The 22,611-nt window shown below is 68.0% G+C and carries 22 protein-coding genes and 1 pseudogene; 11 read left to right on the top strand and 12 right to left on the bottom strand.

Annotated features, from left to right (window positions below):
• The first annotated feature begins 13 nt into the window (after positions 1 to 13).
• The gene (locus tag ACG02S_RS01950; RefSeq protein WP_394468753.1) at positions 14 to 895 is read left to right on the top strand and encodes an alpha/beta fold hydrolase; all 882 of its coding nucleotides are present in this window, start codon (positions 14 to 16) and stop codon (positions 893 to 895) included.
• A gap of 37 nt (positions 896 to 932) precedes the next feature.
• Positions 933 to 1,985, top strand: coding sequence for a homocysteine S-methyltransferase family protein (locus tag ACG02S_RS01945; protein ID WP_394468752.1), 1,053 nt, complete (start codon positions 933 to 935; stop codon positions 1,983 to 1,985).
• A gap of 75 nt (positions 1,986 to 2,060) precedes the next feature.
• Here ACG02S_RS01945 and ACG02S_RS01940 read toward each other — a convergent pair whose 3' ends face one another.
• Positions 2,061 to 2,615 carry a hypothetical protein gene (locus ACG02S_RS01940; RefSeq protein ID WP_394468751.1) on the bottom strand — a complete coding sequence of 185 codons (555 nt, stop codon included), beginning with the start codon at positions 2,613 to 2,615 and terminating at the stop codon, positions 2,061 to 2,063.
• Positions 2,616 to 2,631: 16 nt separating this feature from the next.
• Here ACG02S_RS01940 and ACG02S_RS01935 point away from each other — a divergent pair, with 16 nt between their 5' ends.
• From ACG02S_RS01935 to ACG02S_RS01915, 5 genes are read left to right on the top strand one after another with little or no spacing between them, the layout of a single operon-like run.
• Positions 2,632 to 3,135 carry a hypothetical protein gene (locus tag ACG02S_RS01935; RefSeq protein WP_394468750.1) on the top strand — a complete coding sequence of 168 codons (504 nt, stop codon included), beginning with the start codon at positions 2,632 to 2,634 and terminating at the stop codon, positions 3,133 to 3,135.
• Between the two features lies 1 nt (position 3,136).
• On the top strand, positions 3,137 to 3,805 hold the full coding sequence (locus ACG02S_RS01930) for a PspA/IM30 family protein (RefSeq protein ID WP_394468749.1): 669 nt from the start codon (positions 3,137 to 3,139) through the stop codon (positions 3,803 to 3,805).
• A 46-nt stretch (positions 3,806 to 3,851) separates the two neighbouring features.
• Positions 3,852 to 4,478, top strand: coding sequence for a YqiJ family protein (locus ACG02S_RS01925; RefSeq protein WP_394468748.1), 627 nt, complete (start codon positions 3,852 to 3,854; stop codon positions 4,476 to 4,478).
• Between the two features lie 14 nt (positions 4,479 to 4,492).
• A complete protein-coding gene (locus tag ACG02S_RS01920; protein WP_394468747.1) occupies positions 4,493 to 6,190 on the top strand; it encodes a flotillin family protein in 1,698 nt (565 codons plus the stop codon).
• A 50-nt stretch (positions 6,191 to 6,240) separates the two neighbouring features.
• Positions 6,241 to 7,395 carry a methionine aminotransferase gene (locus ACG02S_RS01915; RefSeq protein WP_394468746.1) on the top strand — a complete coding sequence of 385 codons (1,155 nt, stop codon included), beginning with the start codon at positions 6,241 to 6,243 and terminating at the stop codon, positions 7,393 to 7,395.
• A 3-nt stretch (positions 7,396 to 7,398) separates the two neighbouring features.
• Here ACG02S_RS01915 and ACG02S_RS01910 read toward each other — a convergent pair whose 3' ends face one another.
• Positions 7,399 to 7,827 (bottom strand): hypothetical protein, encoded by a 429-nt coding sequence (locus ACG02S_RS01910; RefSeq protein ID WP_394468745.1) that lies wholly within the window; start codon positions 7,825 to 7,827, stop codon positions 7,399 to 7,401.
• 204 nt (positions 7,828 to 8,031) lie between these two features.
• On the opposite strand from ACG02S_RS01910, the gene ACG02S_RS01905 reads away from it, so the two are divergent.
• The gene (locus ACG02S_RS01905; protein WP_394468744.1) at positions 8,032 to 8,712 is read left to right on the top strand and encodes a methyl-accepting chemotaxis protein; all 681 of its coding nucleotides are present in this window, start codon (positions 8,032 to 8,034) and stop codon (positions 8,710 to 8,712) included.
• Between the two features lie 66 nt (positions 8,713 to 8,778).
• On the opposite strand, the gene ACG02S_RS01900 is transcribed toward ACG02S_RS01905, so the two are convergent.
• A complete protein-coding gene (locus ACG02S_RS01900) occupies positions 8,779 to 9,843 on the bottom strand; it encodes an alpha/beta fold hydrolase (protein ID WP_394468743.1) in 1,065 nt (354 codons plus the stop codon).
• Between the two features lie 170 nt (positions 9,844 to 10,013).
• Between ACG02S_RS01900 and ilvD the strand changes: the two genes are divergently transcribed.
• The gene (gene ilvD / locus ACG02S_RS01895) at positions 10,014 to 11,876 is read left to right on the top strand and encodes a dihydroxy-acid dehydratase (RefSeq protein WP_394468742.1); all 1,863 of its coding nucleotides are present in this window, start codon (positions 10,014 to 10,016) and stop codon (positions 11,874 to 11,876) included.
• 230 nt (positions 11,877 to 12,106) lie between these two features.
• Here the strand turns inward: ilvD and ACG02S_RS01890 are convergent, their stop codons facing one another.
• Positions 12,107 to 12,265, bottom strand: coding sequence for a zinc-ribbon domain containing protein (locus tag ACG02S_RS01890; RefSeq protein ID WP_394469295.1), 159 nt, complete (start codon positions 12,263 to 12,265; stop codon positions 12,107 to 12,109).
• A gap of 5 nt (positions 12,266 to 12,270) precedes the next feature.
• Positions 12,271 to 12,408 (bottom strand): annotated as a pseudogene (locus tag ACG02S_RS01885) (Zn-dependent hydrolase); the annotation flags it as partial.
• A 149-nt stretch (positions 12,409 to 12,557) separates the two neighbouring features.
• Between ACG02S_RS01885 and ACG02S_RS01880 the strand changes: the two are divergent.
• Positions 12,558 to 12,896 carry a hypothetical protein gene (locus tag ACG02S_RS01880; protein ID WP_394468741.1) on the top strand — a complete coding sequence of 113 codons (339 nt, stop codon included), beginning with the start codon at positions 12,558 to 12,560 and terminating at the stop codon, positions 12,894 to 12,896.
• 32 nt (positions 12,897 to 12,928) lie between these two features.
• On the opposite strand, the gene ACG02S_RS01875 is transcribed toward ACG02S_RS01880, so the two are convergent.
• The 7 genes from ACG02S_RS01875 to ACG02S_RS01845 all read right to left on the bottom strand — a co-directional run bounded on the left by ACG02S_RS01875 (position 12,929) and on the right by ACG02S_RS01845 (position 21,848).
• Entirely contained in the window at positions 12,929 to 13,444 is a 516-nt protein-coding gene (locus tag ACG02S_RS01875) for a hypothetical protein (protein ID WP_394468740.1), read from the bottom strand.
• A 70-nt stretch (positions 13,445 to 13,514) separates the two neighbouring features.
• The gene (locus tag ACG02S_RS01870; protein ID WP_394468739.1) at positions 13,515 to 14,795 is read right to left on the bottom strand and encodes a Zn-dependent hydrolase; all 1,281 of its coding nucleotides are present in this window, start codon (positions 14,793 to 14,795) and stop codon (positions 13,515 to 13,517) included.
• 11 nt (positions 14,796 to 14,806) lie between these two features.
• The gene (gene hydA / locus ACG02S_RS01865; RefSeq protein WP_394468738.1) at positions 14,807 to 16,252 is read right to left on the bottom strand and encodes a dihydropyrimidinase; all 1,446 of its coding nucleotides are present in this window, start codon (positions 16,250 to 16,252) and stop codon (positions 14,807 to 14,809) included.
• A complete protein-coding gene (locus ACG02S_RS01860) occupies positions 16,249 to 17,679 on the bottom strand; it encodes an NCS1 family nucleobase:cation symporter-1 (RefSeq protein ID WP_394468737.1) in 1,431 nt (476 codons plus the stop codon). The genes hydA and ACG02S_RS01860 overlap by 4 nt, the downstream gene beginning before the upstream one ends.
• A gap of 18 nt (positions 17,680 to 17,697) precedes the next feature.
• Positions 17,698 to 19,197, bottom strand: coding sequence for a CoA-acylating methylmalonate-semialdehyde dehydrogenase (locus ACG02S_RS01855; protein WP_394468736.1), 1,500 nt, complete (start codon positions 19,195 to 19,197; stop codon positions 17,698 to 17,700).
• 10 nt (positions 19,198 to 19,207) lie between these two features.
• Positions 19,208 to 20,515, bottom strand: a complete 1,308-nt coding sequence (gene preA, locus ACG02S_RS01850) for an NAD-dependent dihydropyrimidine dehydrogenase subunit PreA (RefSeq protein WP_394468735.1) — start codon at positions 20,513 to 20,515, stop codon at positions 19,208 to 19,210.
• Complete coding sequence (locus ACG02S_RS01845) at positions 20,508 to 21,848, bottom strand: NAD(P)-dependent oxidoreductase (protein WP_394468734.1); 1,341 nt, start codon at positions 21,846 to 21,848, stop codon at positions 20,508 to 20,510. Before ACG02S_RS01845 ends, preA begins: the two co-directional genes overlap by 8 nt.
• Positions 21,849 to 21,954: 106 nt before the next feature.
• On the opposite strand from ACG02S_RS01845, the gene ACG02S_RS01840 reads away from it, so the two are divergent.
• A complete protein-coding gene (locus ACG02S_RS01840) occupies positions 21,955 to 22,587 on the top strand; it encodes a TetR family transcriptional regulator C-terminal domain-containing protein (RefSeq protein WP_394468733.1) in 633 nt (210 codons plus the stop codon).
• The last annotated feature ends 24 nt before the right edge of the window (positions 22,588 to 22,611 follow it).

The raw sequence follows: 22,611 nt of genomic DNA, 5'->3' as shown, positions 1-22,611 counted from the left end.
CAGAATCGGTCCCATGTGGACCGATTTCCCAACCCTTTCCGTGCAGCGTGACGGCGTCACGTTGTTCGCTCGCCAGGGCGGCTCGCTGGACGTCGGCAGGCCGCCCCTGCTGCTGCTGCACGGCCACCCGCAGACCATGGCCATGTGGCACCGCGTCGCACCGGCGCTGGCGCAGGACCGCCGCGTCGTGCTGATGGACTTGCGCGGCTACGGCGACAGCGACCGCCCGCCGGCCGGCGAGGCCAGCGCCGCCTACGCCAAGCGCGAGATGGCGCTGGATGCCGTCACGCTGATGCGCTCGCTGGGGCACGACCATTTCGACGTGTTGGCCCACGACCGCGGCGCCCGCGTTGCGCACCGGCTGGCACTGGACCATCCCAAGGCCGTGCGCAGGCTGATGCTGCTGGACATCGCCCCCACGCTGGCCATGTACGAGGGCACTGGCGAGGCCTTCGCGCGCGCCTACTGGCACTGGTTCTTCCTGATCCAGCCTGCGCCGCAGCCTGAGCGCCTCATCACCGCCGACCCCATCGCCTACCTGCGCGAAGGAATGGGCAGCCGGGGCGACTTCTTCGCCCCCGAGGCCTGGGCCGAGTACGAGCGCTGCTTCGTCAAGCCCGGCAGCGCCGCCGCCGTCTGCGCCGACTACCGCGCCAGCGCCGGCATCGACCTCGCGCACGATCGTGCCGACCGCGATGCCGGCCGACGCGTCACGCAGCCATTGCGCGTGCTGTGGGGCGCCCAGGGCGTCGTGGGCCGCTGCTTCGAGCCGCTGGCGCTGTGGCGGGCCGCGGCCGAGGACGTCAGTGGCCTCGCGGTGAACAGCGGCCACTACATCGCCGAGGAGGCGCCCGACGTGGTGCTGGCCGAGGCGCAGGCCTTCTTCGGCCCTTGAGAAGCGAGCGCCGGGCCGGGCTGCGAAAATCGCGCCCATGAAGCCCATTGCCTACACCCGCGCCCAAGCCCTGCCGGCCCTGCTGCAGAACCGCATCGCCATCCTCGACGGCGCGATGGGCACCATGATCCAGCGCTACAAGCTGGGCGAGGCCGACTACCGCGGCGAGCGCTTCAAGGACCACGCCAAGGACCTGAAAGGCAACAACGAGCTGCTTCTGTTCACGCGACCCGACGTCATCCGCGAGATCCACGAGCAGTACCTGGCGGCCGGCGCCGACCTCATCGAGACCAACACCTTTGGCGCCACCACCGTCGCGCAGGAAGACTACGACCTCGCCGACGTGGCCTACGAGATGAACGTCGTGGCCGCGCAGATCGCCCGCGAGGCCTGCGACAAATACTCGACGCCCGACAAGCCGCGCTACGTGGCCGGGGCACTAGGCCCCACGCCGCGCACCGCATCCATCAGCCCCGACGTCAACGACCCCGGCGCCCGCAACATTGACTTCGACACGCTGCGCGCGGCCTACTACGAGCAGGCGAAGGGCCTGCTGGAAGGCGGCGCCGACGTCTTCCTCGTCGAGACCATCTTCGACACGCTGAACGCCAAGGCCGCCATCTTTGCGCTTGACGAGCTGATGGAAGACACCGGCGAGCGCCTGCCGGTCATCATCTCGGGCACGGTGACGGACGCGTCCGGCCGCATCTTGTCGGGCCAGACCGTCACCGCCTTCTGGCATTCGGTGCGCCACGCGCGGCCCATTGCCATCGGCCTGAACTGCGCACTGGGTGCCACGCTGATGCGGCCCTACATCGAGGAACTGGCCAAGGTCGCGGGCGACGTGGCGGTCAGCTGCTACCCCAACGCCGGCCTGCCCAACCCGATGAGCGACACCGGCTTCGACGAGACGCCGGACGTGACGGCCCGCCTGGTGGGCGAGTTCGCCCAGGCCGGCTTCCTGAACATTGCCGGCGGCTGCTGCGGCACGACGCCCGACCACATCGCGGCCATTGCCAAGGCGGTGTCGGCGTACAAGCCGCGGGTGCACGGCGAGAAGTTCTTCAGCCAGATGATGGACGCGGCTTGAGGTTGGGCGGCGTCCTGCCGCATGTCTTTATCTTGCTGGCGGCAGAAGCCGCAGTCATCCGTCCGCACGCCTAGCTCAGGGATGTTTCTTGCCAACGGCGCGAGCTGACGAACGGTATGAAACGTAGGCCGCGACGGCGAACGCGGCACTTGCAATCAGCCATAACAACGCAGGGCCTCGCTCGCCGAGTGCGTTGTATGCCAAGGCGTTGAGGGTTGCCCCTTTGCCAACAAAAGGCGGGGCGCTGGGGTGCATGAACTCGCTGAGGCCGAAACAGAGGCCGCCAAGGGCTATTCCAAGGAAGGCGGGCCACTTTGCAATGTCACGAGGAGCAAAGCCCTTGGCCATCTGTTCCCGCGAGATGGCGTTCGCAGGGCGCTTCCTGTCCCAACGGATGAACGCCAGAAATGCGAGCATGACAGCTATGAGCGCGAGGAGGGGCACGAGAACCGGCATGGATAACTTGTGTTCTGCGATTGGCCGAGAAACCGGCGTTTGTTCGCCGCAGTCGAGGAAGAGGCGAGCCGGCAGGGCAGCGGCGCGTGAGCCCGTAGGACGCTTCCAGAATAGCGGCCCCTGTTTGTTGACAAATGAATTCAATCGAATACATTCGTGTTCGTTGGAACTCATTTGAAGGCGGTGCCGCATGGCGACGCAGACGATCACGATGGAGCCTTTGTCGGCTCGCATCCCGAGTGACCTCTATCTGTGGCTGGCGCAGCTTCAGGTGGAAGGTGCCACGACGAACAGCGACAAGCTGCGCGTGCTGCTCGGGCAGCTCAAGCGCCAGCATGACGGGGCCTTCGACTATGTGGCCGCCCACGGCTGGGCGCGCGAGCTGACGCACCGGCTGCGCGAGGCGCTGGTGCGCATCGAAGGCGCCGAGGGCCGGCATTCCGAGGTGCTCAACCTGCTGGTGGAACAGGTCACGACGCTGATGGCCCTGGTCATCAGCAGCGCGCCGACGAGCGCCGACGAGGCCGTCAAGATGGAAGACGCGCTGGTGCGCCGCGCCGCACTGCTCAGCGAATCCCTGCTGCGCCAGGCCGCGACCAGCGGCGCGCATGCCTTCGACCCCGAGGTGGTGAAGCGCCACCTGGGCACCACCGTCGAGCTGGCCTCGACCCTGACCACGACCCAAGGAGCCTGACATGGCCGATTCCCTGAAGACCCGCGTGGGCCGCGTGATCGCCGGTGGCGTGCATGCCCTGCTGGACAAGATCGAAGACCTGAACCCGCAGGCGGCGATGGAGCAGGCCATCCGCGAGGCCGATGGCGTCATCGGCGAGGTGCGCCACGAGTTGGGCACCGTCAGCGCCAACCGCCACCTGGCGCAGCAGCAGCACGCCAAGCTCAACCGCAGCCATGAAGACCTGCGCGACCAGATCGCCCAGGCGCTGGCGGCTTCGCGTGAAGACCTGGCGCGCGCAGCCGTGTCGCGCCAGATCGACATCGAGGCGCAGATCCCCGTGCTGGAGACGACGCTGGCCGACCTCGCCCGCCAGGAGCAGGAGCTGCAAAGCTTCACGGCCGCGCTGCTGGCCAAGAAGCGCGAGATGCAGGAGGTGCTGGCCGACTTCGGCAAGAGCCGCGCGGCGACGGCATCTGCTGCGCAGCAGGTGGGGCAGTCGAATGTCGAGCAGCGCCTGGGCAAGGTGACGGATGCTTTCGACAAGATTTACCAGCGACAGACGGGCCTGAACGGCACACAGAGCGCTGCCAACCTGGAGCAGGCTGCACGTCTGAGCGAACTGGAGAGCATGGTGCGCGACCACAAGATCGCCGAGCGACTGGCTCAAATCAAGGCAGGGCAAGCCTGACAGGCATGACACTCACGCCCGCCCGCAACTCGCAGGAATTGCATCGATGAATCTTTTCACCTCGCCCGAGACGCTGCCCTTCGGCGTCGCCGTGGCGCTGATCGTCGCCATCGCGCTGCTGGAAGGCCTGGGCATGCTGGTGGCGCTCAGCCCCAGCAACGTCATCGACGACCTGCTGCCGCATGCGGTACCCGAGTCCGGCCTGGACCGCGTGCTGGGCTGGCTGCACCTGGGCCGCGTGCCGGCGCTGGTGTTGCTGCTGCTGTTCCTGCTGGGCTACGCACTGTTTGGTTATGCACTGCAGAAGGTAGCGTTCAATCTGCTGGGTGGCTTTCTGCCCGCCTGGCTGGCGGGGCTGCTGGCCGTGCCGCCGGGGCTGGCCACGGTGCGCGGGCTGGGCTCGCTGGTGGCGCACATCATCCCGCGCGACGAGACCAGCGCCGTCAGCGAGCAGTCGCTGGTGGGGCGCGGCGGCGTCATCAGCGGCGGCGCGGCGCGTCGGGGCCTGGCGGCGCAGGCGCGGGTGCGCGACGCGCACGGCCGCGTGCACTACCTCATGGTGGAGCCCGATATGGACAACGAAGTGTTTGAAGAAGGCGCGCAGATACTCATCGTGCGCAAGGCGGGGGCGTTCTATCGCTGCATTGCCAACCCCCATCCCAACCTGATCTGAGGGAGACAAAGAGAGTGGACAACATCATCGACATTTCCGTCATGGCCGGCATCGGCCTGCTGGGCCTGCTGACCATCGGCTTCGTGTTCGCGCGGCTGTACAAGCGCAGCACCAAGGAACTGGCCTTTGTGCGCACTGGCCTGGGCGGGCAGAAGGTCATCATGGACGGCGGCGCTATCGTGCTGCCGGTGTTCCACGAGCGCGTGCTCGTCAACATGAACACGCTCAAGCTCGAAGTGCTGCGCCGCGAGCGCGAGAGCCTCATCACCAAGGACCGCATGCGCGTCGACGTGACGGCCGCCTTCTTCGTGCGCGTGAAGCAGACGGAAGAAGCGGTCAGCACCGCCGCGCAGACGCTGGGCGCACGCACGATGAGCCCCAACGAGCTGAAGGCGCTGGTGGAGGACAAGTTCGTCGACAGCCTGCGCGCCACCGCCGCGACCATGACCATCCAGGAGCTGCAGGACAAGCGCCGCGACTTCGTGCAAGCGGTGCAGAACGCCGTCGCCGAAGACCTGGAGAAGAACGGCCTGGAGTTGGAGTCGGTGTCGCTGACCAGCCTGGACCAGACCGACAAGCAGTTCTTCAACCCCAACAACGCCTTCGACGCCGAGGGCCTGACGCGCCTGACCGAGCAGACCGAGGCGCGCCGCAAGCAGCGCAACGACGTCGAGCAGGACACCGAGGTGCAGGTGCGCACCAAGAACCTGGAGGCGAGTCGTCTCAAGCTGACCATCGAGAAGGACCAGGAGTTCGCCTCGCTGACGCAGAAGCGCGAGATCGAGATGGCGCGGGCCGAGCAGTCGGCGCAGATCGCCAGCCAGCAGGCCGAGCGCAACCGCGAGGCCGAAACGGTGAAGATCGAGGCGGAACGCCAGGTGGGCCAGCGCCGCATCGAGGCCGAGCGCGAGATCAAGGCGGCCGAGATCGAGAAGAACCTGGTCATCCAGACGCGCGAGATCGAGCAGGAGCGCCAGGCCGAGCTGAAGCGCGCCGACCAGCGCAAGCAGGTCGAGATCGCGCGGCAGGACACGCAGATCGCCATCGCGACCAAGTCGCGCGAGCAGTCGGAGGCCGACGCCGCCGCCAACCTGGCGCGCGCCGAAGCCGTGAAGGCCGAGGAAACCGTCAACACCGCTCGCCAGGTGGCCGTGGCCGAGCGCGACAAGGCGATTCAGCTGATCGAAGCGAGCAAGGACGCCGAGCAGAACGCCATCGCAGTGAAGGTGTCGGCCTCCGCCGAAAAGGAAGCGGCGATCGACCGCGCCGAGGCGCTGACGATTGAAGCCAAGGCCAAGCAGGCTGCGGCCATCGCCGAGGCCGAGGGCCGCCGTGCCATCAACGAGGCGCTGAACACGCTGTCCGCCGCGCAGATCGACCTGCAGGTGCGCACGCAGCTGCTGCAGCAACTGCCCACCATCCTGGCCGAGGCCGTCAAGCCGATGGAGAACATCGACTCCATCCGCATCGTGCAGGTCAACGGCATGCCCGGCCAGGGCCAGGTCGGAAGCGGGGAAGGCGGCGGCTCCGCATCAGGCGCCACGTTCCCCGAGCAGGTCATGAACTCGGCGCTGCAGTACCAGATCGCCAAGCCCATCGTCGACGCGGTCATGCAGGACGCGGGTCTGTCCAACCAGGGCATCACCGGCATCGCGCAGAACCTGGCGGGCATGCTGAAGCCAACCCCAGAGTCGACTCCGGCGCAGTCGTAATCACGGCGGCGGGGGCTGGCGGGTCGGTAGCGCTCGCGCAGAATCCGGCCATGCCTGCCCTGCCCGCCAAGCTGCCCAACACCGGCACCACCATCTTCACCGTCATGTCGGCGCTGGCCGCCGAGCATGGCGCCGTCAACCTCGGCCAGGGCTTCCCGGACTTCGGTGCCGACCCGGCGCTGCTGCAGGCGGTGACGGAAGCGATGGCCGCCGGCCACAACCAGTACCCGCCGATGACCGGCGTGCCGGCACTGCGCTTGGGCGTAGCGGCCAAGCTGAACGCGCTGTACGGCGCGGCCTACGACGCCGACCGCGACATCACCATCACGGCCGGCGGCACGCAGGGCCTCATCACTGCGCTGCACGCCTGCGTGGGCGCAGGCGACGAGGTCCTCATCATCGAGCCGGCCTACGACAGCTACGACCCGGCCATCCGCCTAGCAGGCGCCGTGCCGGTGGGCGTGCCGATGACGATGGACTATCGGCTGGACTGGGCGGCCGTGCGCGCTGCCATCACGCCGCGAACGCGGGCGCTGGTGCTGAACACGCCGCACAACCCCAGCGGCCGCGTCGCCACGGCCGACGACCTGCGCGAGCTGGAACGCCTGGCCGAGCAGCACGACCTGTTCGTCGTCAGCGACGAGGTCTACGAGCACATGGTGTTCGACGGCGCGCCGCACCAGAGCGTGGCGCGTTATCCGGCGCTGCGCGAGCGCAGCTTCCTGGTCAGCAGCTTCGGCAAGAACTTCCACGTGACGGGCTGGAAGGTGGGCTTCGTCGCCGCACCGCCGACGCTGAGCGCCGCGTTCCGTCGGCTGCACCAGTACACGGTCTTCACCGTGCACACGCCCACACAGCACGCGCTCGCGGCCTACCTGGCCGACCCGGCGCCGTGGCAAGCCTTGAGCGCGTTCTACCAAGCCAAGCGCGACGCCTTCCGGGCCGCATTGGACGGCACGCCGCTGAAACTGTTGCCCTGCGAAGGTACCTACTTCCAGACCGTGGACTACCGCGCCGTATCGACCCACGGCGCGCTGCCCGAGCTGGACTTCGCCCGGTGGCTCACCACCGAGATCGGCGTCGCAGCCATCCCGCTGTCGGTCTTCTACCAGCAGCCGCAGCAGCGCGGCCACGTGCGCTTCTGCTTCGCAAAGCGTGACGACACGCTGGCCGAAGCCGCGCAGCGGCTGGCGCGGCTGGGCTGAGCCTCAGAGCAGCGTGGCCAGCGCCGCCTGGAGCTGCGGCAGCGTCGGCTTCTTGTCCTTGGGGAAGGCCATGGGCATCAGCGTCACGCAGGCGGCCGCACGGGCGCTGCGACCGCAGACCTGGTCGATGCGCGGACGCACGAAGGCCTGCTGGCCCACGCCCGGCAGCGGCTCGAAGCCGGGCAACTTCTGCCATTCGGCGAAGTAGGCTGGCGGGGCCGTCGTCACCGTCGCCATATCCTTGCCGGCGCTGTCGACGATGTCGTAGTCCTGGTGCACCTGCTCAGGCCGGAACTTGGGCGCCAGCGTGGCCTTCAGGCCCGGCGTGCCCAGCGCCTGAGACAGTTTTTCCGCCGACACCGCCTGGGCCTGGGCGCCCATGGGCAGGGAGAGCAGCAGCACCAGCGGCAGGCCAGAACGCATCAATCGCATCGAAATCCTCCGAGGGATGGAGTGGATATTCTGGCCACGCACCCGTGCGCGCCAGCACCTGACGGGCCATATTTTCGTAACGCGATGCGTCGCCACGGCGGCGCGACGGGGCCGCCGTGGCACGGGCCGTGCTAACCCTGAAGGCAAGGGTCGGCTGGGCGGCCGAGGACGTCGCCGGTCGTGAACCCGTTCACGGAGGACATCATGTTGCACCAGGCTCGTGCACCGGCCCATGCACTGAAAGCGGGGGCGCCGCCCAGGCAGATGGCCGGCGAGGCATTTGGCAAGTTGATCAACCTGTCGGGCCGGCGGCGCTTCACGTCGCAGCGCCTGGTGCTGTATGCGGTGCTGGCTGCCCAGGGCCGCGACGGCGCGCTGAACACCTCGCGCGACGCGCTGGTCACGTTCAGCGATGCCCACCTTGCCTTGATGGAGGGCGAGCTGTCGCCGGTCATGCTGGGTGGCGAGCTGGCGGAGGCCTACTTCGGCCCGCAGCGCGCCGACGAGCGCATCACCGCCTTCATCGACCTGGCCCGGCGCGCGCTGGACGCCATCGGGGCCGGGCTGCGCGGCGCGCCGGACCTGCTGGAGGAATTGGTGGAGGCCGCCACGCCGCTGCTGGCCACGCTGAACCGGCTGACCCAGGTCTACGAGGACCTGGCCCGCCAGCAGGCCGCGTCCGCCAAGAAGCAGCTGACCGCGGTGATGGGCGACATCGAGCAGATCGCCAAGCACGCGCGCATCGTGTCGTTCAACGCCCAGGTGGTGGCCGCACGCGCCGGCGCTTCGGGCCGCGAGTTCGCGGTGGTGTCAGGCGAGATGACGCACATCACCGGTCAGCTGGACGGGCTGGTGCGCGAGGCCGTGCGCAGCGCCGTCGCCTGAGCGCCAGCCAAGCGGCCACAGCGGGCAGCTCGCGCCGACCTCCGGCGTGTCCCGTCCGACGTGGCCTCAGCGCACCAGCGGCAGTACCCCGTCCTTCAGCACGCGCAGTTGCGCATCCAGCAGCGGGCCGTTGGGATCGTGGCCGGCGCGGGGCACGGTCACCAGTTGCTTGCGCGGCGCGTCGAGACGGTCGAACCAGGCGCGCGTCACCGTGGGCGGCGTCAGCAGGTCTTCCGCGCCCTGGACCAGGAAGACGGGCAGCTTCAACCGCGTGCGCTCATCCAGCAGGTTCAGCCGCCACAGCATGCCATCGCCCTTGAAGCCGACGAACTTCAGGAAGGAAAACTCCTCGCCGGCCTCCAACGCGGCCGCATCCTGCGGGCCGGCGTAGTCCGCGGCGGGTTTCCAGGCCGGCCCGGGGTCGGTGCGGCTGGCCTCGTAGCCGCGCAGGATGCGGCGCAGCTTGCCGAAGCTGCGCGGCTCGGTCCACGGCGGGGCGCCGAGGGCCTGCAACGTGGCCAGCGCCTGCGGGTCGCCCAGCTCGCGCGCACGCTGCAGCGCGAGGGCGTGGCTGGCGGCGAGGTCAGCCGGGCCCACGAGCTGGGCGACGCCCACATAGGCGTGGAACAGCTCGGGCCGCAGGTGCACCATCTCCACCGCCAACGCCGAGCCCCACGAGCTGCCGGTCAGGATGACTTGGCGCTGCCCGAGACGGCGCTGCAGGTATTCGGCCACCTGGATGCCGTCGGCCGCCAGCAGCGCCAGCGTCAGCGGCGTGCGGGCGAACTCGTCGGGTTCCAGCTCGCGCACCGGCAGGTTCTTGCCATAGGTCCGGCCGGCGCCACGCTGGTCCCACTGCACGAGCGTGAAATCCTTGGCCCAGGCGCCAAAAAGCGCGTCGGCGAACGGCGTGTTGGGATTGCCAGGGCCGCCATGCACGAACAGCAGCACCGGGTGGCGGCAGTCCTGGCCGGTGATGGTCAGCCACTGCGGGATGCCGTTGATCTCGACGAAGCCCTGTTCGCGCACCGCGCGCTCTCCGGCACCGGGCGCGCAGGCGGGCGCCAGCGGTTCGGCGGCAAAGCCCAGCAGGGGCGAGAGCAACAGCAAGGCGGCCAACAGCGTACGCATCATTGGAAGGTCTCGCGGCGGGATGAGCTTGGACAGCACTGTGACGCGCCTCCTGCGGCGTCGAGCATTCGGCAAGGGGCAACCGAGCTTTCGGCGGGCTTCTGGAATAACCCTGACGCCGGCTCCGCCGGACAATCGCGGCTTCCCGCATCCGTTTCGAGCCGCCCGCCATGCCCACCCCCTACCGCTCCAAGACCTCCACCGCCGGCCGCAACATGGCAGGCGCCCGATCGCTGTGGCGCGCCACGGGCATGAAGGACGACGACTTCTCCAAGCCCATCATCGCCATCGCCAACTCCTTCACCCAATTCGTGCCCGGCCACGTGCATCTGAAGGACCTGGGCCAGCTGGTGGCCCGCGAGATCGAGGCCGTGGGCGGCGTGGCCAAGGAGTTCAACACCATCGCCGTGGACGACGGGATCGCAATGGGCCATGACGGCATGCTGTATTCGCTGCCCAGCCGCGACATCATTGCCGACTCGGTCGAGTACATGGTCAACGCCCACTGCGCCGACGCGCTGGTGTGCATCTCCAACTGCGACAAGATCACCCCCGGCATGCTGATGGCCGCGATGCGGCTCAACATCCCCGTCGTGTTCGTCTCCGGCGGCCCGATGGAAGCCGGCAAGGTGCGCCTGGCGGTGCCGGGCACGGCCACCATCGAGATCAAGAAACTGGACCTCATCGACGCGATGGTCATGGCCGCCGACAGCAAGGTCAGCGACGCCGACCTCGCCGAGGTCGAGCGCTCGGCCTGCCCCACCTGCGGCAGCTGCTCGGGCATGTTCACGGCCAACTCGATGAATTGCCTGACCGAGGCGCTGGGCCTCTCGCTGCCGGGCAACGGCACGGTGGTGGCCACACACGCGGACCGCGAGCAGCTGTTCAAACGGGCGGGGCGCACAGCTGTCGAGCTGTGCAAGCGGTTCTACGAGCAGGACGACGCCAGCGTGCTGCCGCGCTCTGTGGGCTTCAAGGCGTTCGAGAATGCGACGGCGCTGGACATCGCGATGGGCGGCTCCACCAACACCATCCTGCACCTGCTGGCCATCGCGCAGGAGGCCGAGATCGACTTCACGCTGGCTGACATCGACCGCATGTCGCGTGTGGTGCCGCAGCTGTGCAAGGTGGCGCCCAACACCAACAAGTACCACATCGAAGACGTGCACCGCGCCGGCGGCATCATGGCCATCCTGGGTGAGCTGGACCGCGCCGGCAAGCTGCACACCGACGTGCCCACCGTGCATGCGAAGACCATGAAGGACGCGCTGGACCAGTGGGACATCGCCCGCTCGCCCAGCGAAGCCGTCAAGACTTTCTACATGGCCGGCCCCGGCGGCATCCCCACGCAAGTGGCGTTCAGCCAGAACTCGCGCTGGCCCAGCCTGGACACGGACCGTGCCGAGGGCTGCATCCGCGCCGTGGAACACGCGTTCTCGCTGGAAGGCGGCCTGGCGGTGCTGCGTGGCAACATCGCGCTGGACGGCTGCGTCGTGAAGACGGCCGGCGTGGACGACAGCCTGATGGTGTTCGAAGGCCCGGCGCATGTTGTCGAGAGCCAGGACGAGGCGGTGGCCAACATCCTCGACGACAAGGTCAAGGCCGGCGACGTGGTGGTGGTGCGCTACGAAGGCCCCAAGGGCGGTCCGGGCATGCAGGAAATGCTCTACCCGACCAGCTACATCAAGTCCAAGGGCCTGGGCAAGGCTTGCGCGCTGCTGACCGACGGCCGCTTCTCCGGCGGCACCTCGGGCCTGTCCATCGGCCACTGCTCGCCGGAGGCGGCGGCGGGTGGTGCGATTGGGTTGGTGCGCAACGGTGACCGCATCCGTATCGACATTCCGAACCGCACGATCGATGTGCTGGTCAGCGACGAAGAACTCGCCAAGCGCCGCGCCGAACAGGATGCCAAGGGCTGGAAGCCTGTTGAAGCTCGCCCCCGCAAGGTGTCGGCTGCACTGAAGGCTTATGCGCTGCTGGCGACGTCGGCGGACAAGGGGGCGGTGCGGGATTTGAGTCAGCTGGAAGGTTGACAGCTCCACTTTGCTTGGCGTTACTGCCAGAAGGGCAACTTCTGTTGCCCTTCTGGCGGCAACCGGGCGATCAGCCGGTTGCTAGCAACTTGGCAAGCATGTTCTTCTTGGCAGTGTCGGGCCGATAGGGCACATACGCCTCCAAGGCAACGAGGAGGCCGGACCAGCGGCCGAGAAAGACCTTGTCCGTTTGCAGTCGCGCCCTGCCTTCTGCCAACTGGGCTTCGCAGTCACGCAGCGCGTTGCGAATGCGGTTCGAGTCCTCTCAACATTGCCGTGCACAGGCGGCGGTGTTGGTTGATTTTGGCATTCTGAACCTCAAACGAATGCTTCTGGTCTTGAGCCGTGAAGACGCAGTCAGCTTTGCAGTGCCAGCATTCATAGGCAATGTCGCGGTGCCGGCCCGTTCAAGCATGGCCTGCAACAACACATGGCACCCCGCCTCGATGTGCTCGGGCTTGGCGTCCTCGATCTTGTTGTGGCTGATGCCGTCCTTGCAGGGGATGAAGACCATGCCGGCTGGTGGCAGGCGCCTCTTGTTGGCTTGACTACGCCGCTTCGACCGGTACTTTCAATCCCGCCCCGGCGCAATGACCTGGCCTTGCTCGCCATTGACGGCCCCGCGCTGCCCGTGCTGAAGCTGGCCGAGCAGGACGCCGTGGGGACGCCTCCATTGCGTTGATGGGGTTCCCGAGCGGCAATGCGCTGGGCCAGGTGCATACCACCCATCGCGGCATCGTTTCGGCCTGGACTTCCATCGCGACGCTCGCAGGCAGCCTCGCGGGGCTGGATCCACGCATCGTGCGGCAGTTGCGCGACGGCGCTTTCAAGGTGATGCAGTTGGATGCCATCGCCTATCCCGGCAACAGCGGCGGCCCGGTGCTCGACGTGGAGCACCGGCGAGGTGGTGGGCGTGCTGCAGGGTCGTGTCGTGAAGAACACCAAAGAAGCGCCGACCGGCATCACCTATGCGGTGCCTGCCAGCGCGGCTGGCCGGTTGCAGGCGAACACCAGTGCTGACACGGGCAACCCGCGTCACGCGGGCTGCGGCGTCACAGCGCGGGCATTGCCTCGCGCTGCTTCACGAAATAGGCGGCAGCCAGGTCCGGGCGCTGGCCCCCGCGATCCGCGGCGAGGCGGGCCGAGTAGGCCGACAAGGCTTCGCGTGTCCGCGCCGGGCCGACTTCCTGCGCGATGCCGCCTGCGTTGGATCCGAAAGTGCTAGCCGGGCTGTTCCGGGTCGATGCGGGGATGTTGGCGTAGGCCGGACGAGCGTCCAGCAAGAGCACCAGATCGGCGCCGATCTGGCGCCCCTGCGCGACGGCATTGGCTTCGGATTCATGCCGGGCGCTACTGAAGCCGGACGACCCGACCAGCACATAGCCGCGCTGCTGGTAGACGTTGAGCAGGCGCTGGGCGTCCACCGCAGCGTGGCGCTCCACCAGGGGCTCACCGGGGACGCGGGCGGCCTGCGTGACCGAGGGGCCGCTGGCGCAGCCGGTCAACAAGGCCGTGGCGGCGATGGCACCCAGTGCCAGAAGCCGGGTGGCGGACGCGTGTCGGTTCATGCCTCTCTCCTTCGTTGTCGGTGGCTTCATGCTAACCCTGATATGCGCGGTCAACCATGCTTCGCACGCCTCAGGATTTACCCCCGCTCGCGCCCAGCATGGCCTGCAGCAGCACGTTGCAGCCGGCCTCGATGTGCTCGGGCTTGGCGTCCTCGATCTCGTTGTGGCTGATGCCGTCCTTGCAGGGGATGAAGATCATGCCAGCCGGGGCCAGGCGCGCCATGTAGACGGCGTCGTGGCCGGCGCCTGAAACGGCGCGCATGTTGCTGTAGCCCAGCGTGTCGGCAGCCTTCTGCACGGCGGCGATGCAGTCGGGGTGGAAGGGTTGGGCGGGGTAGGCGCTGACGGGCGTGATCTCGATGGGCAGGCCAGTTTCTGCGGACAGCTTCGCGGCCACCGCGCGGATGTCCGCATCCATCGCCTCGCACAGCGCGTCGGTCGCGTTGCGCAGGTCGATGCTGAACTTCACGCGGCCGGGGATAACGTTGCGGCTGTTGGGGTGCACTTGAACCATGCCCACCGTGCCGCGGCCATGGTTGCTGCCGTCGGCCTGCGGGTGGCGGTGGGCGCAGGCCACCACCTCCTGCATCAAGTGAGTGGCCACCTGCAGCGCATCCTTGCGCAGCGCCATCGGCGTGGGGCCGGCGTGAGCCTCCATGCCGGTGACGACGCAGTCGTACCAGCGGATGCCCAGCACGCCGGTGACGACGCCGATGGTCTTGTCGTGGTCTTCCAGCACCGGGCCCTGCTCGATGTGCGTCTCGAAGTAGGCGCCGATCGGGTGGTCGCCGGGCACCTGCTCGCCGATGTAGCCGATGCGCTCCAGCTCGCCCTTGACCGTCTTGCCTTCGGTGTCCGTCGCCGCATAGGCATGCTCCAGCGTGAAGGCCTTCGCGAACACGCCGGAGCCCATCATCACAGGCACGAAACGCGAGCCTTCCTCATTCGTCCAGAACGCGACCTCGATGGGCGCCTCGGTCTCGAGGCCGTGATCATTCAGCGTGCGCACGACCTCGATGCCGGCCAGCACGCCGTAGTTGCCATCGAACTTGCCGCCGGTGGGCTGGGTGTCGATGTGGCTGCCGGTCATGACGGGTGGCAGCGCGTTGTTGCGGCCGGCGCGGCGCATGAAGACGTTGCCGATCTGGTCGATGGTGACCGTCATGCCCGCCTCACGGGCCCAGCGCGTGACCAGATCGCGCCCCTGCTTGTCGAGGTCGGTCAGCGTCAAGCGGCAGACGCCGCCTTTCTCGGTGGCGCCAATCTGGGCCAGCTCCATCAGCGAGGCCCACAAGCGCTGGCCGTTGACGCGCAGCTTCTTGATGTCGGGCGTGGTGGCGGGCATATCCATGGAGATTCCTTTCAGCGCGCGACGGCGGTGGGCGCGAGGTCGTGCGAGCGCTTGATGGCGGCATCGAACTGCGGGCCGAATGGCGGGCGCTTGAGATAGCGGCCGGTGCCGGGCTCTGCGCGCAGCTCGCCGCGCGCAAACACGACACGGCCTTGCGCGATGGTGTGGCTGGGGATCCCGCGTACGGTGCGGCCCTCGAAGATGTTGAAGTCGTTCTTGGAGAACTGCGTCTTGGCGCTCAGCGTCTTGATGCCGGCGGGGTCCCACAGCACGAGGTCGGCATCGGCGCCTTCGGCGATGACGCCCTTGCGCGGGTATATGTTGAACAGCCTGGCCGCGTTGGCCGAGGTGATGGCGACGAACTCGCTGGGCGTGAGGCGCCCGGAGTTGACGCCGGCATCCCACAGCACGGCCATGCGCTCCTCGACGCCGCCGCAGCCGTTGGGGATCTTGGCGAAGTTGTCCTTGCCGACGGCCTTCTGGCTCGCGCAGAAGGTGCAGTGATCGGTAGCCGTCGTGTGCAGCTGGCCCGACTGAAGGCCGCGCCACAGGAATTCCTGGTGGATCTTGGGGCGGAAGGGCGGGCTCATGACGTAGGCCGCGGCCTTCTCGAAATCGAGGTCTCGGTAGACGCTGTCGTCGATCAGCAGATGGCCGGCCAGCACCTCGCCGTAGACGCGCTGGCCACGGGCACGCGCCCGCGCAATCGCCTCGGCGCTTTCGATGCACGACACATGCACGATGTAGATGGGCACGCCCAGCACATCGGCAATCGCGATGGCACGGTTGGCGGCTTCGCCCTCGACCATCGGCGGACGCGACATCGGGTGGCCCTCCGGGCCGGTGATGCCCATCTTGGCGACCTCGGCCTGCAGCAGGTAGACCAGCTCGCCGTTCTCGGCGTGCACCGTCGGCATGGCGCCCAGTTCCAGCGAGCGCTTGAAGCTGTTCACCAGCGTCTCGTCGTCGCACATGATGGCATTCTTGTAAGCCATGAAGTGCTTGAAGCTGTTCACGCCTTCGTTGCGCACCAGCGTGCCCATGTCGTCGCTGACGCTTTGGTCCCACCAAGTCACCGCGACGTGGAAAGCGTAGTCGCTCGCCGACTTCTCGGCCCAGCCGCGCCAGGTGCGGTAGGCGTCCATCAGCGGCTGCTGCGGGTTGGGGATGACGAAGTCGATGATGCTCGTCGTCCCGCCGGCCAGCCCCGCTGCGGTGCCGGTGAAGAAGTCGTCCTGAGTGACCGTGCCCATGAAGGGCAGCTGCATGTGGGTGTGCGGGTCGATGCCGCCGGGGAGCAAGTACTGGCCGGTGCCGTCCAGCGTCGTCGTGCCGGCGGGGGCCTCGCGCACGGCGCGCTCGCCGAGGGCGGCGATGCGGCCGTCGACGCACAGCACTTCGGTGCGGGATTCGGCGTCGGCGTTGACAACGATGGCGCCGCGGATCAAGAGACTCATGCGTGTGCTCCCTGCGCCGCGATCTGTCGCGGCATGCTGAAGAAATAGACCGTGCCGGCCACGGCCAGGCTGAAGAACCAGCCAAAGTCGAACAACGTGACCAGCGCCGGCGCGACCGCCGCCTTGTCCAGCACGCCCGACACCACCAGATAGCCCGGCAGGCAGGGCAGCACGCCCAAGGCGAGCGCGGCGAGGGCGCGCAGGTTCCAGCCGCCGCGGTACTCGTACTCGCCGCCACGGCGGTAGAGGTCGGCGCTGTTCAGCTCGGTGCGGCGAACCAGGTAGTAGTCGGTCAGCAGGATGCCGGCGATGGCGCCCAGCAGCGTGCCATAACCCCCCAACCACGTGAACAGGTAGCCGCCGGACGTGGCCAGCAGCTTCCAGGGCATGAAGGCCAGGCCGATGACCGCCGCGATCAGGCCGCCCATGCGGAAGCTGATCTTGCTGGGCGCCAGTTGCGAGAAGTCGTAGCTGGGCGAGACGAGGTTGGCGGCCACGTTGGTGGTCAGGTTGGCCAGCAGGATGACCAGCAGGCCCAAACCCGCGGCCACCGGGCCCATCTTGGCCAGCAGCGCGTCGGGGAACAGCTCGGCTTTGCCGTACAGGATGGCGCTGGCCGAGAAGCCGATGACGCCCACCATGGAGAACAGCGCCATCGGCAGCGGCAGGCCGATGGCCTGACCCAGCGTCTGGTCGCCCTGTGTTTTCGCGAAGCGCGTGAAGTCGGGGATGTTGAGTGCCAACGTGGCCCAGAAGCCGACCAGCCCGGTCAATGCCGCCCAGAACTTCGGTCCGCCGGGCACCTCTTTGGCAGGCAGGCCGAACAGCTGGGCGCTGGGCACCTGCATCATCAGCGCCACCACGAGTGCGACGGATGCGGCCACCATCAGCGGCGCGGCGATGACTTCCAGCAGCCGGATGGACTCGGTGCCGCGCCAGATGAACCACAGGTGCACGGCCCAGAAGGCGGTGAAGCAGGCGAGTTGCGACGTGCTGATGGTTTCGCCCGCTGCTGGCGCGGCGAGGCCGAAGCCCAGCACGTTCAAGAAGCTGTGCAGCGCCAGCGCGCCGAAGTAGCAGTTGATCGAGAACCAGCCGCAGGCCACCAGCCCGCGCAGCACGGCCGGCAGGCTGGCGCCCTTCACGCCGAAAGACGCGCGGGCAAGCACGGGGAACGGGATGCCGTGCTTGGGCCCGACGCGGCCGATCAGCACCATGGGCACCAGCACGATGAGGTTGGCCATCAGCACCAGGCCCACGGCCTGCTGCCAGCTGAAGCCCTGGTCCAGCATGGAGCTGGCCATCGTGTACGTCGGCACGCACACCACCATGCCGACCCACAGCGCCGCGTAGTCCTGCCAGCGCCACGTTCGCTGAGCGGATGTCGTGGGAACGAGATCGTGATTGCTCAGCGAGGGGTCAGTCATGGCGCGTTTCCGTGAGGTTTATGTGTTCTGCGGGAAAGCAAATTGCGGACCCTTGGGGGTCGAATCCGGCCAGCGCTGCATGACGGCCTTGTGGCGCGTGTAGAAGCGGGTGGCTTCCGGCCCGTAGGCGTGGTGGTCGCCGAACAGGCTGCGCTTCCAGCCGCCGAAGCTGTTGAACGCCATCGGTACCGGCAGCGGCACGTTGACGCCCACCATGCCCACCTGGATGTGATGCACGAACTCGCGCGCCACGTGGCCGTCGCGCGTGAAGATGGCCACGCCGTTGGCGTACTCGTTGGCCTCGATGAGGGCGATGGCCCCGGCCAGGTCGGGCACGCGCACGACGCAGAGCACGGGGCCGAAGATCTCTTCCGTGTAGCAGCTCATGTCGGCAGTGACGCCGTCCAGAATCGTGCCGCCGACGAAGAATCCGTCCTCATGGCCCGGCACGCGCAGGCCGCGGCCGTCGACCACCGCCTTGGCGCCGGCCTCCACGCCTTCGCCGATCAGCCGCTCCACGCGCTGCTGTGACGCGCGCGTGATCAGCGGCCCCATCTCGGCGCCTGGTTGATGGCCTTCACCGATCCTCAGCGCCTTGACCTTGGGCGCCAGCGCGGCGACCAGCTTGTCACCCACATCACCGACGGCGACGCAGACGGAAATCGCCATGCAGCGCTCACCCGCGGAGCCATAGGCCGCGCCCATCAGCGCGTCCACCGCGCCGTCAAGGTCGGCGTCGGGCATGACCACCATGTGGTTCTTGGCGCCGCCAAGCGCCTGAACACGCTTGCCGTGGGCGGTGCCGACCTGATAGATGTGCTCAGCCACCGGCGTGCTGCCGACGAAGCTGACCGCCGCGATGCCGGGGTGAGCCAGGATGGCGTCGACGATGTCCTTGTCACCCTGGATGACGCTGAACAGGCCATCGGGCAGGCCGGCCTCCTGCAGCCAGCGCGCCATCAACAGCGACGACGACGGGTCACGCTCGCTGGGCTTCAGGATGAAGGCATTGCCGCAGCCGAGGGCGATCGGGTACATCCACATCGGCACCATGGCGGGGAAGTTGAACGGCGTGATGCCGGCCACCACACCCAGCGGCTGGCGCATGCTCCACGCGTCCATGCCGCGCGCGATCTGCTCGGTGTACTCGCCCTTCAGCAGCTGCGGCATGGCGGTGGCGAACTCGACCACCTCAATGCCGCGCGCCACCTCGCCCAGCGCGTCGGGCAGCGTCTTGCCGTGCTCACGGACTATTGTCCCGGCCAGCAGCTCCTTGCGCTCTTGCAGCAGCGTGAGGAACTTGAACAGCACGCGCGCTCGTGCCAGCGGCGGCGTCTGGCTCCAGGCCTTGGCGGCCTGCGTGGCAGACGCGACGGCGGCGTCCAGATCGGCCACGCTGCCCAGCAGCAACTGGCCCTGCACCGCGCCGGTCGCGGGGTTGAAGATGTCCTGGCGGCGGTCGCCGCTGCCGTGGCTGATGGCGCCGGCGATCCAGTGGCCGACTTCGTAGTGACTCATGACGTTTCCTTCAGGCGCACCCGGCCCGCATGGGGTTGTTGGGATGCTCGGTCCAGTTCAGCGTGCTGCCGTCGATGACGCGACCCGTGCGCGCGTCGGTCTCGCCCGGCTGCAAGGCACGCATCGTGATGGTGCCAGGGACCGGGCAGATCGACACGCACAAGTTGCAGCCCACGCACTCGGCGTCGTTGACGTGGAAATGCCGCTGCCCGTCCTTCGTCGCGAAGATGGCCTGGTGCGACGTGTCCTCGCAGACTACGTGGCAGCGTCCGCACTGGATGCAGCTGTCCTGCAGGATGACGGCCTTCTCGACGTGGTTCAGGTTCAGCTGGTTCCAATTCTTCACGCTGGGCACGGCGCGGCCGCGGAAATCGTCGAGCGAGCCGTAGCCCTTCTCGTCCATGAAGTTGCTCAGACCCGAGCACAGGTCCTGCACGATCTTGAAGCCGTAGACCATCGCCGCGGTGCACACCTGCACGGTGCCGCAGCCCATGGCGATGAACTCGGCCGCGTCGCGCCACGTTGTGATGCCGCCGATGCCGCTGAGCGGCAGGCCGGCCGTGGCCGGATCACGCGCGATCTCGGCCACCATGTTCAGCGCAATGGGCTTGACGGCCGGACCGCAGTAGCCGCCGTGCGAACCCCAACCGTCGGTGACCGGGTTCATCACCATCCGGTCCAGGTCCACGCCCATCACCGAGTTGATGGTGTTGATGAGGCTGACCGCATCGGCTCCGCCCGCCCTGGCCGCGCGGGCCGGGTGGCGCACATCGGTGATGTTGGGCGTCAGCTTGACGATGACCGGCATGCGCGTGTGCTTCTTGCACCACTCGGTGACCTGCTGGATGTACTCCGGAACCTGGCCCACGGCGGAGCCCATGCCGCGCTCGCTCATGCCGTGCGGGCAGCCGAAGTTCAGCTCCACGCCGTCGGCGCCGGTGTCGGCCACGCGGGCGAGGATGTCTTTCCAGCTCTGCTCGTTCACCGGCACCATCAGCGACACGACCATCGCCCGGTCAGGGAAATCTCGCTTCACACGGGCGATCTCGTCAAGATTGGCCTGCAGCGGCCGGTCGGAGATCAGCTCGATGTTGTTGAAGCCGATGACGCGCCGGTCTTGGCTCCACAGCGTCGCGTAGCGCGGGCCGTTGACGTTGACCACCGGCGGGTCTTCGCCCAGCGTCTTCCAGACCACGCCGCCCCAGCCGGCCTCGAAGGCGCGGCGCACGTTGACCTCCTTGTCGGTCGGCGGCGCCGACGCGAGCCAGAACGGGTTGGGGCTTTTGATGCCGAGGAAGTTGGTGCTCAGGTCAGCCATGGGCCACCCCCGTCAGTTCAGCGTGAATGGACTCGGCGGCGCGCTTGCCGTGCTCGACAGCCTCCACTGTCAGGTCGCGCCCCCCATGACGGCAGTCGCCGCCGGCCCAGACGCGCGCCAGGCTGGTGCGGAACTGGGCGTCGGTCTTGATGCGCCCGCCCTGCAACTCGATGGCGCTGCCGTCGGGTTCATAGGTCTGGCCGATGGCGCGCAACACCAGGTCGGCCTCGATGAAGAACTGCTCGCCGGTGTCCGCCAGTTGGCCGCCTTCGAGCTTCGTCGCCGCGAAGCGCATGCCCCTGACGATGCCGCCCTGGGCCTCCACGGCCAGCGGCCGGGCCCAGCAGCGGATCGTCACGCCATTCGTCTGCGCCCAGTGCTGCTCGTGCGTAGAGGCCGACAGGCCTTCCGGCCCGCGGCGGTAGACCATCGTCACCTGCTCGGCGCCCAGCAGCCGGCTCTGCACGGCGGCATCGACCGCCGTCATGCCGCCGCCGATGACGACGACCTTGCGGCCCACCGCCACCGCTTCGGGCGGGTTCTGGCGCAGTTCGGCGATGAAGTCCACGGCATCGCGCAACCCTGGCAACTCGGGCTCGGCAATGCCCAGCGTGTTGACGCCCGCGAGCCCCAGCCCCAGGAAGACGGCGTCGTAGTCGGCTAACAGGCCGTCGACCGAGATGTCGCGGCCGAGTCGACAGTCGAGTTTCGGCGTGATGCCGCCGATGCTCAGCAGCCAGTCGATCTCCTGCTGCGCAAAGCCGCCGGCCACCTTGTAGGTGGCCAGGCCGTACTCGTTCAGCCCGCCCAGCTTGGGCGCCGCGTCGAACAGCGTCACGTCATGCCCGCGCCGCGCCAGGCCGTGCGCGGCGGCCAGGCCGGCCGGACCGGCGCCCACCACCGCCACGCACTTGCCAGTTGCCGCCGCGCGCTCGAACAGCGGCCGGGCCCCGGGTGTGGCGAAGTGCCCCTCCACCGCATAGCGCTGCAGCAGGCCGATCTCGACCGGCTTGCTCTCGTGGGTGTTGCGCACGCAGGCTTGCTCGCACAACACCTCGGTCGGGCAGACGCGCGCGCACATGCCGCCCAGCGGGTTGGCCGTCAGGATCGCCTCGGCCGCGCCGCGCACGTTGTCCTGTGCCACGCGCTGGATGAATGCCGGAATGTCGATGCCCGTGGGACAGGCTGTCTGGCAGGGGGCGGCATAGCAGTAGTAGCAGCGCTCCGCCTCGATCAGCGCCTGCGTGCGGTTCAGCGGCGGATGCACATCGGCAAAGTTGCGTGCGTAGTCGTCGGGGGGCAGTCGGCCGGACTTCAGATCGGCTAGGTCCACGGGAATCTCCCAAGGGAAAACAGCCAAACATTACTAGGCCGTAAAAATTGACCTAGACGTAAAAACCCGCAGCAAGCACATGGTGCGTAACGTCAGAATCCGGTGCATGACCGTGACTGCTCCCCTCGCCCGCACGCCCCGCGCCGCCACCTTGCGCAAGCAGGAGACCATCCTGGCCGAAGCCGAGCGCCAGTTCGCCCGATTCGGGTTTGAAGGCGTCAGCCTCGACAACATCGCCGCCGCGCTGGACTTGTCACGGCAGAACCTGCTGTACCACTGGCCCAGCAAGGAGGAGCTGTACCTGGCGGTGCTGGACAGCGTCATGGGCGAGTGGATGGCCAGCATGACGGCCATCACTGAGGCCACCGAGCCGCGGGCTGCCATCCAGACCTATGTAGCCGTCAAGCTGCGCTTCAGCCGCGAGCGGCCCAGCGGCAACGCCGTCTTCACGCGCGAGATCATGGCCGGCGCGCCGCGCTACCAGGACGTGCTGAAGGCGCAGGTCATGCCGCTGCTGCACGCCGACGTGGCGCGCTTCGAGCGCTGGGCGGACCAGGGTCTGGTGCGGCGGGTGGACTTCACGCACCTGATGTTCCTGATCTGGTCGTCCACCCAGGCGTATGCGGACCTGGGTCCGCAGTTCGCGCTCTACATGGGCAAGCCGGAGCTGGACGGCGAGGACTTCGAGCGCGCCCGGCTGCTGCTGACGGAACTGATCTGGCGCAGCCTGGAGGTGTGATGCCCCTCGCCGCACGCGGGCGAG

Source organism: Pelomonas dachongensis (genome assembly GCF_043555865.1).
GTDB classification, from domain to species: domain Bacteria; phylum Pseudomonadota; class Gammaproteobacteria; order Burkholderiales; family Burkholderiaceae_C; genus Pelomonas; species Pelomonas dachongensis.
Note: the sequence above shows the minus strand (reverse complement) of the source record. Positions and strands in the feature narration are given on the sequence as shown.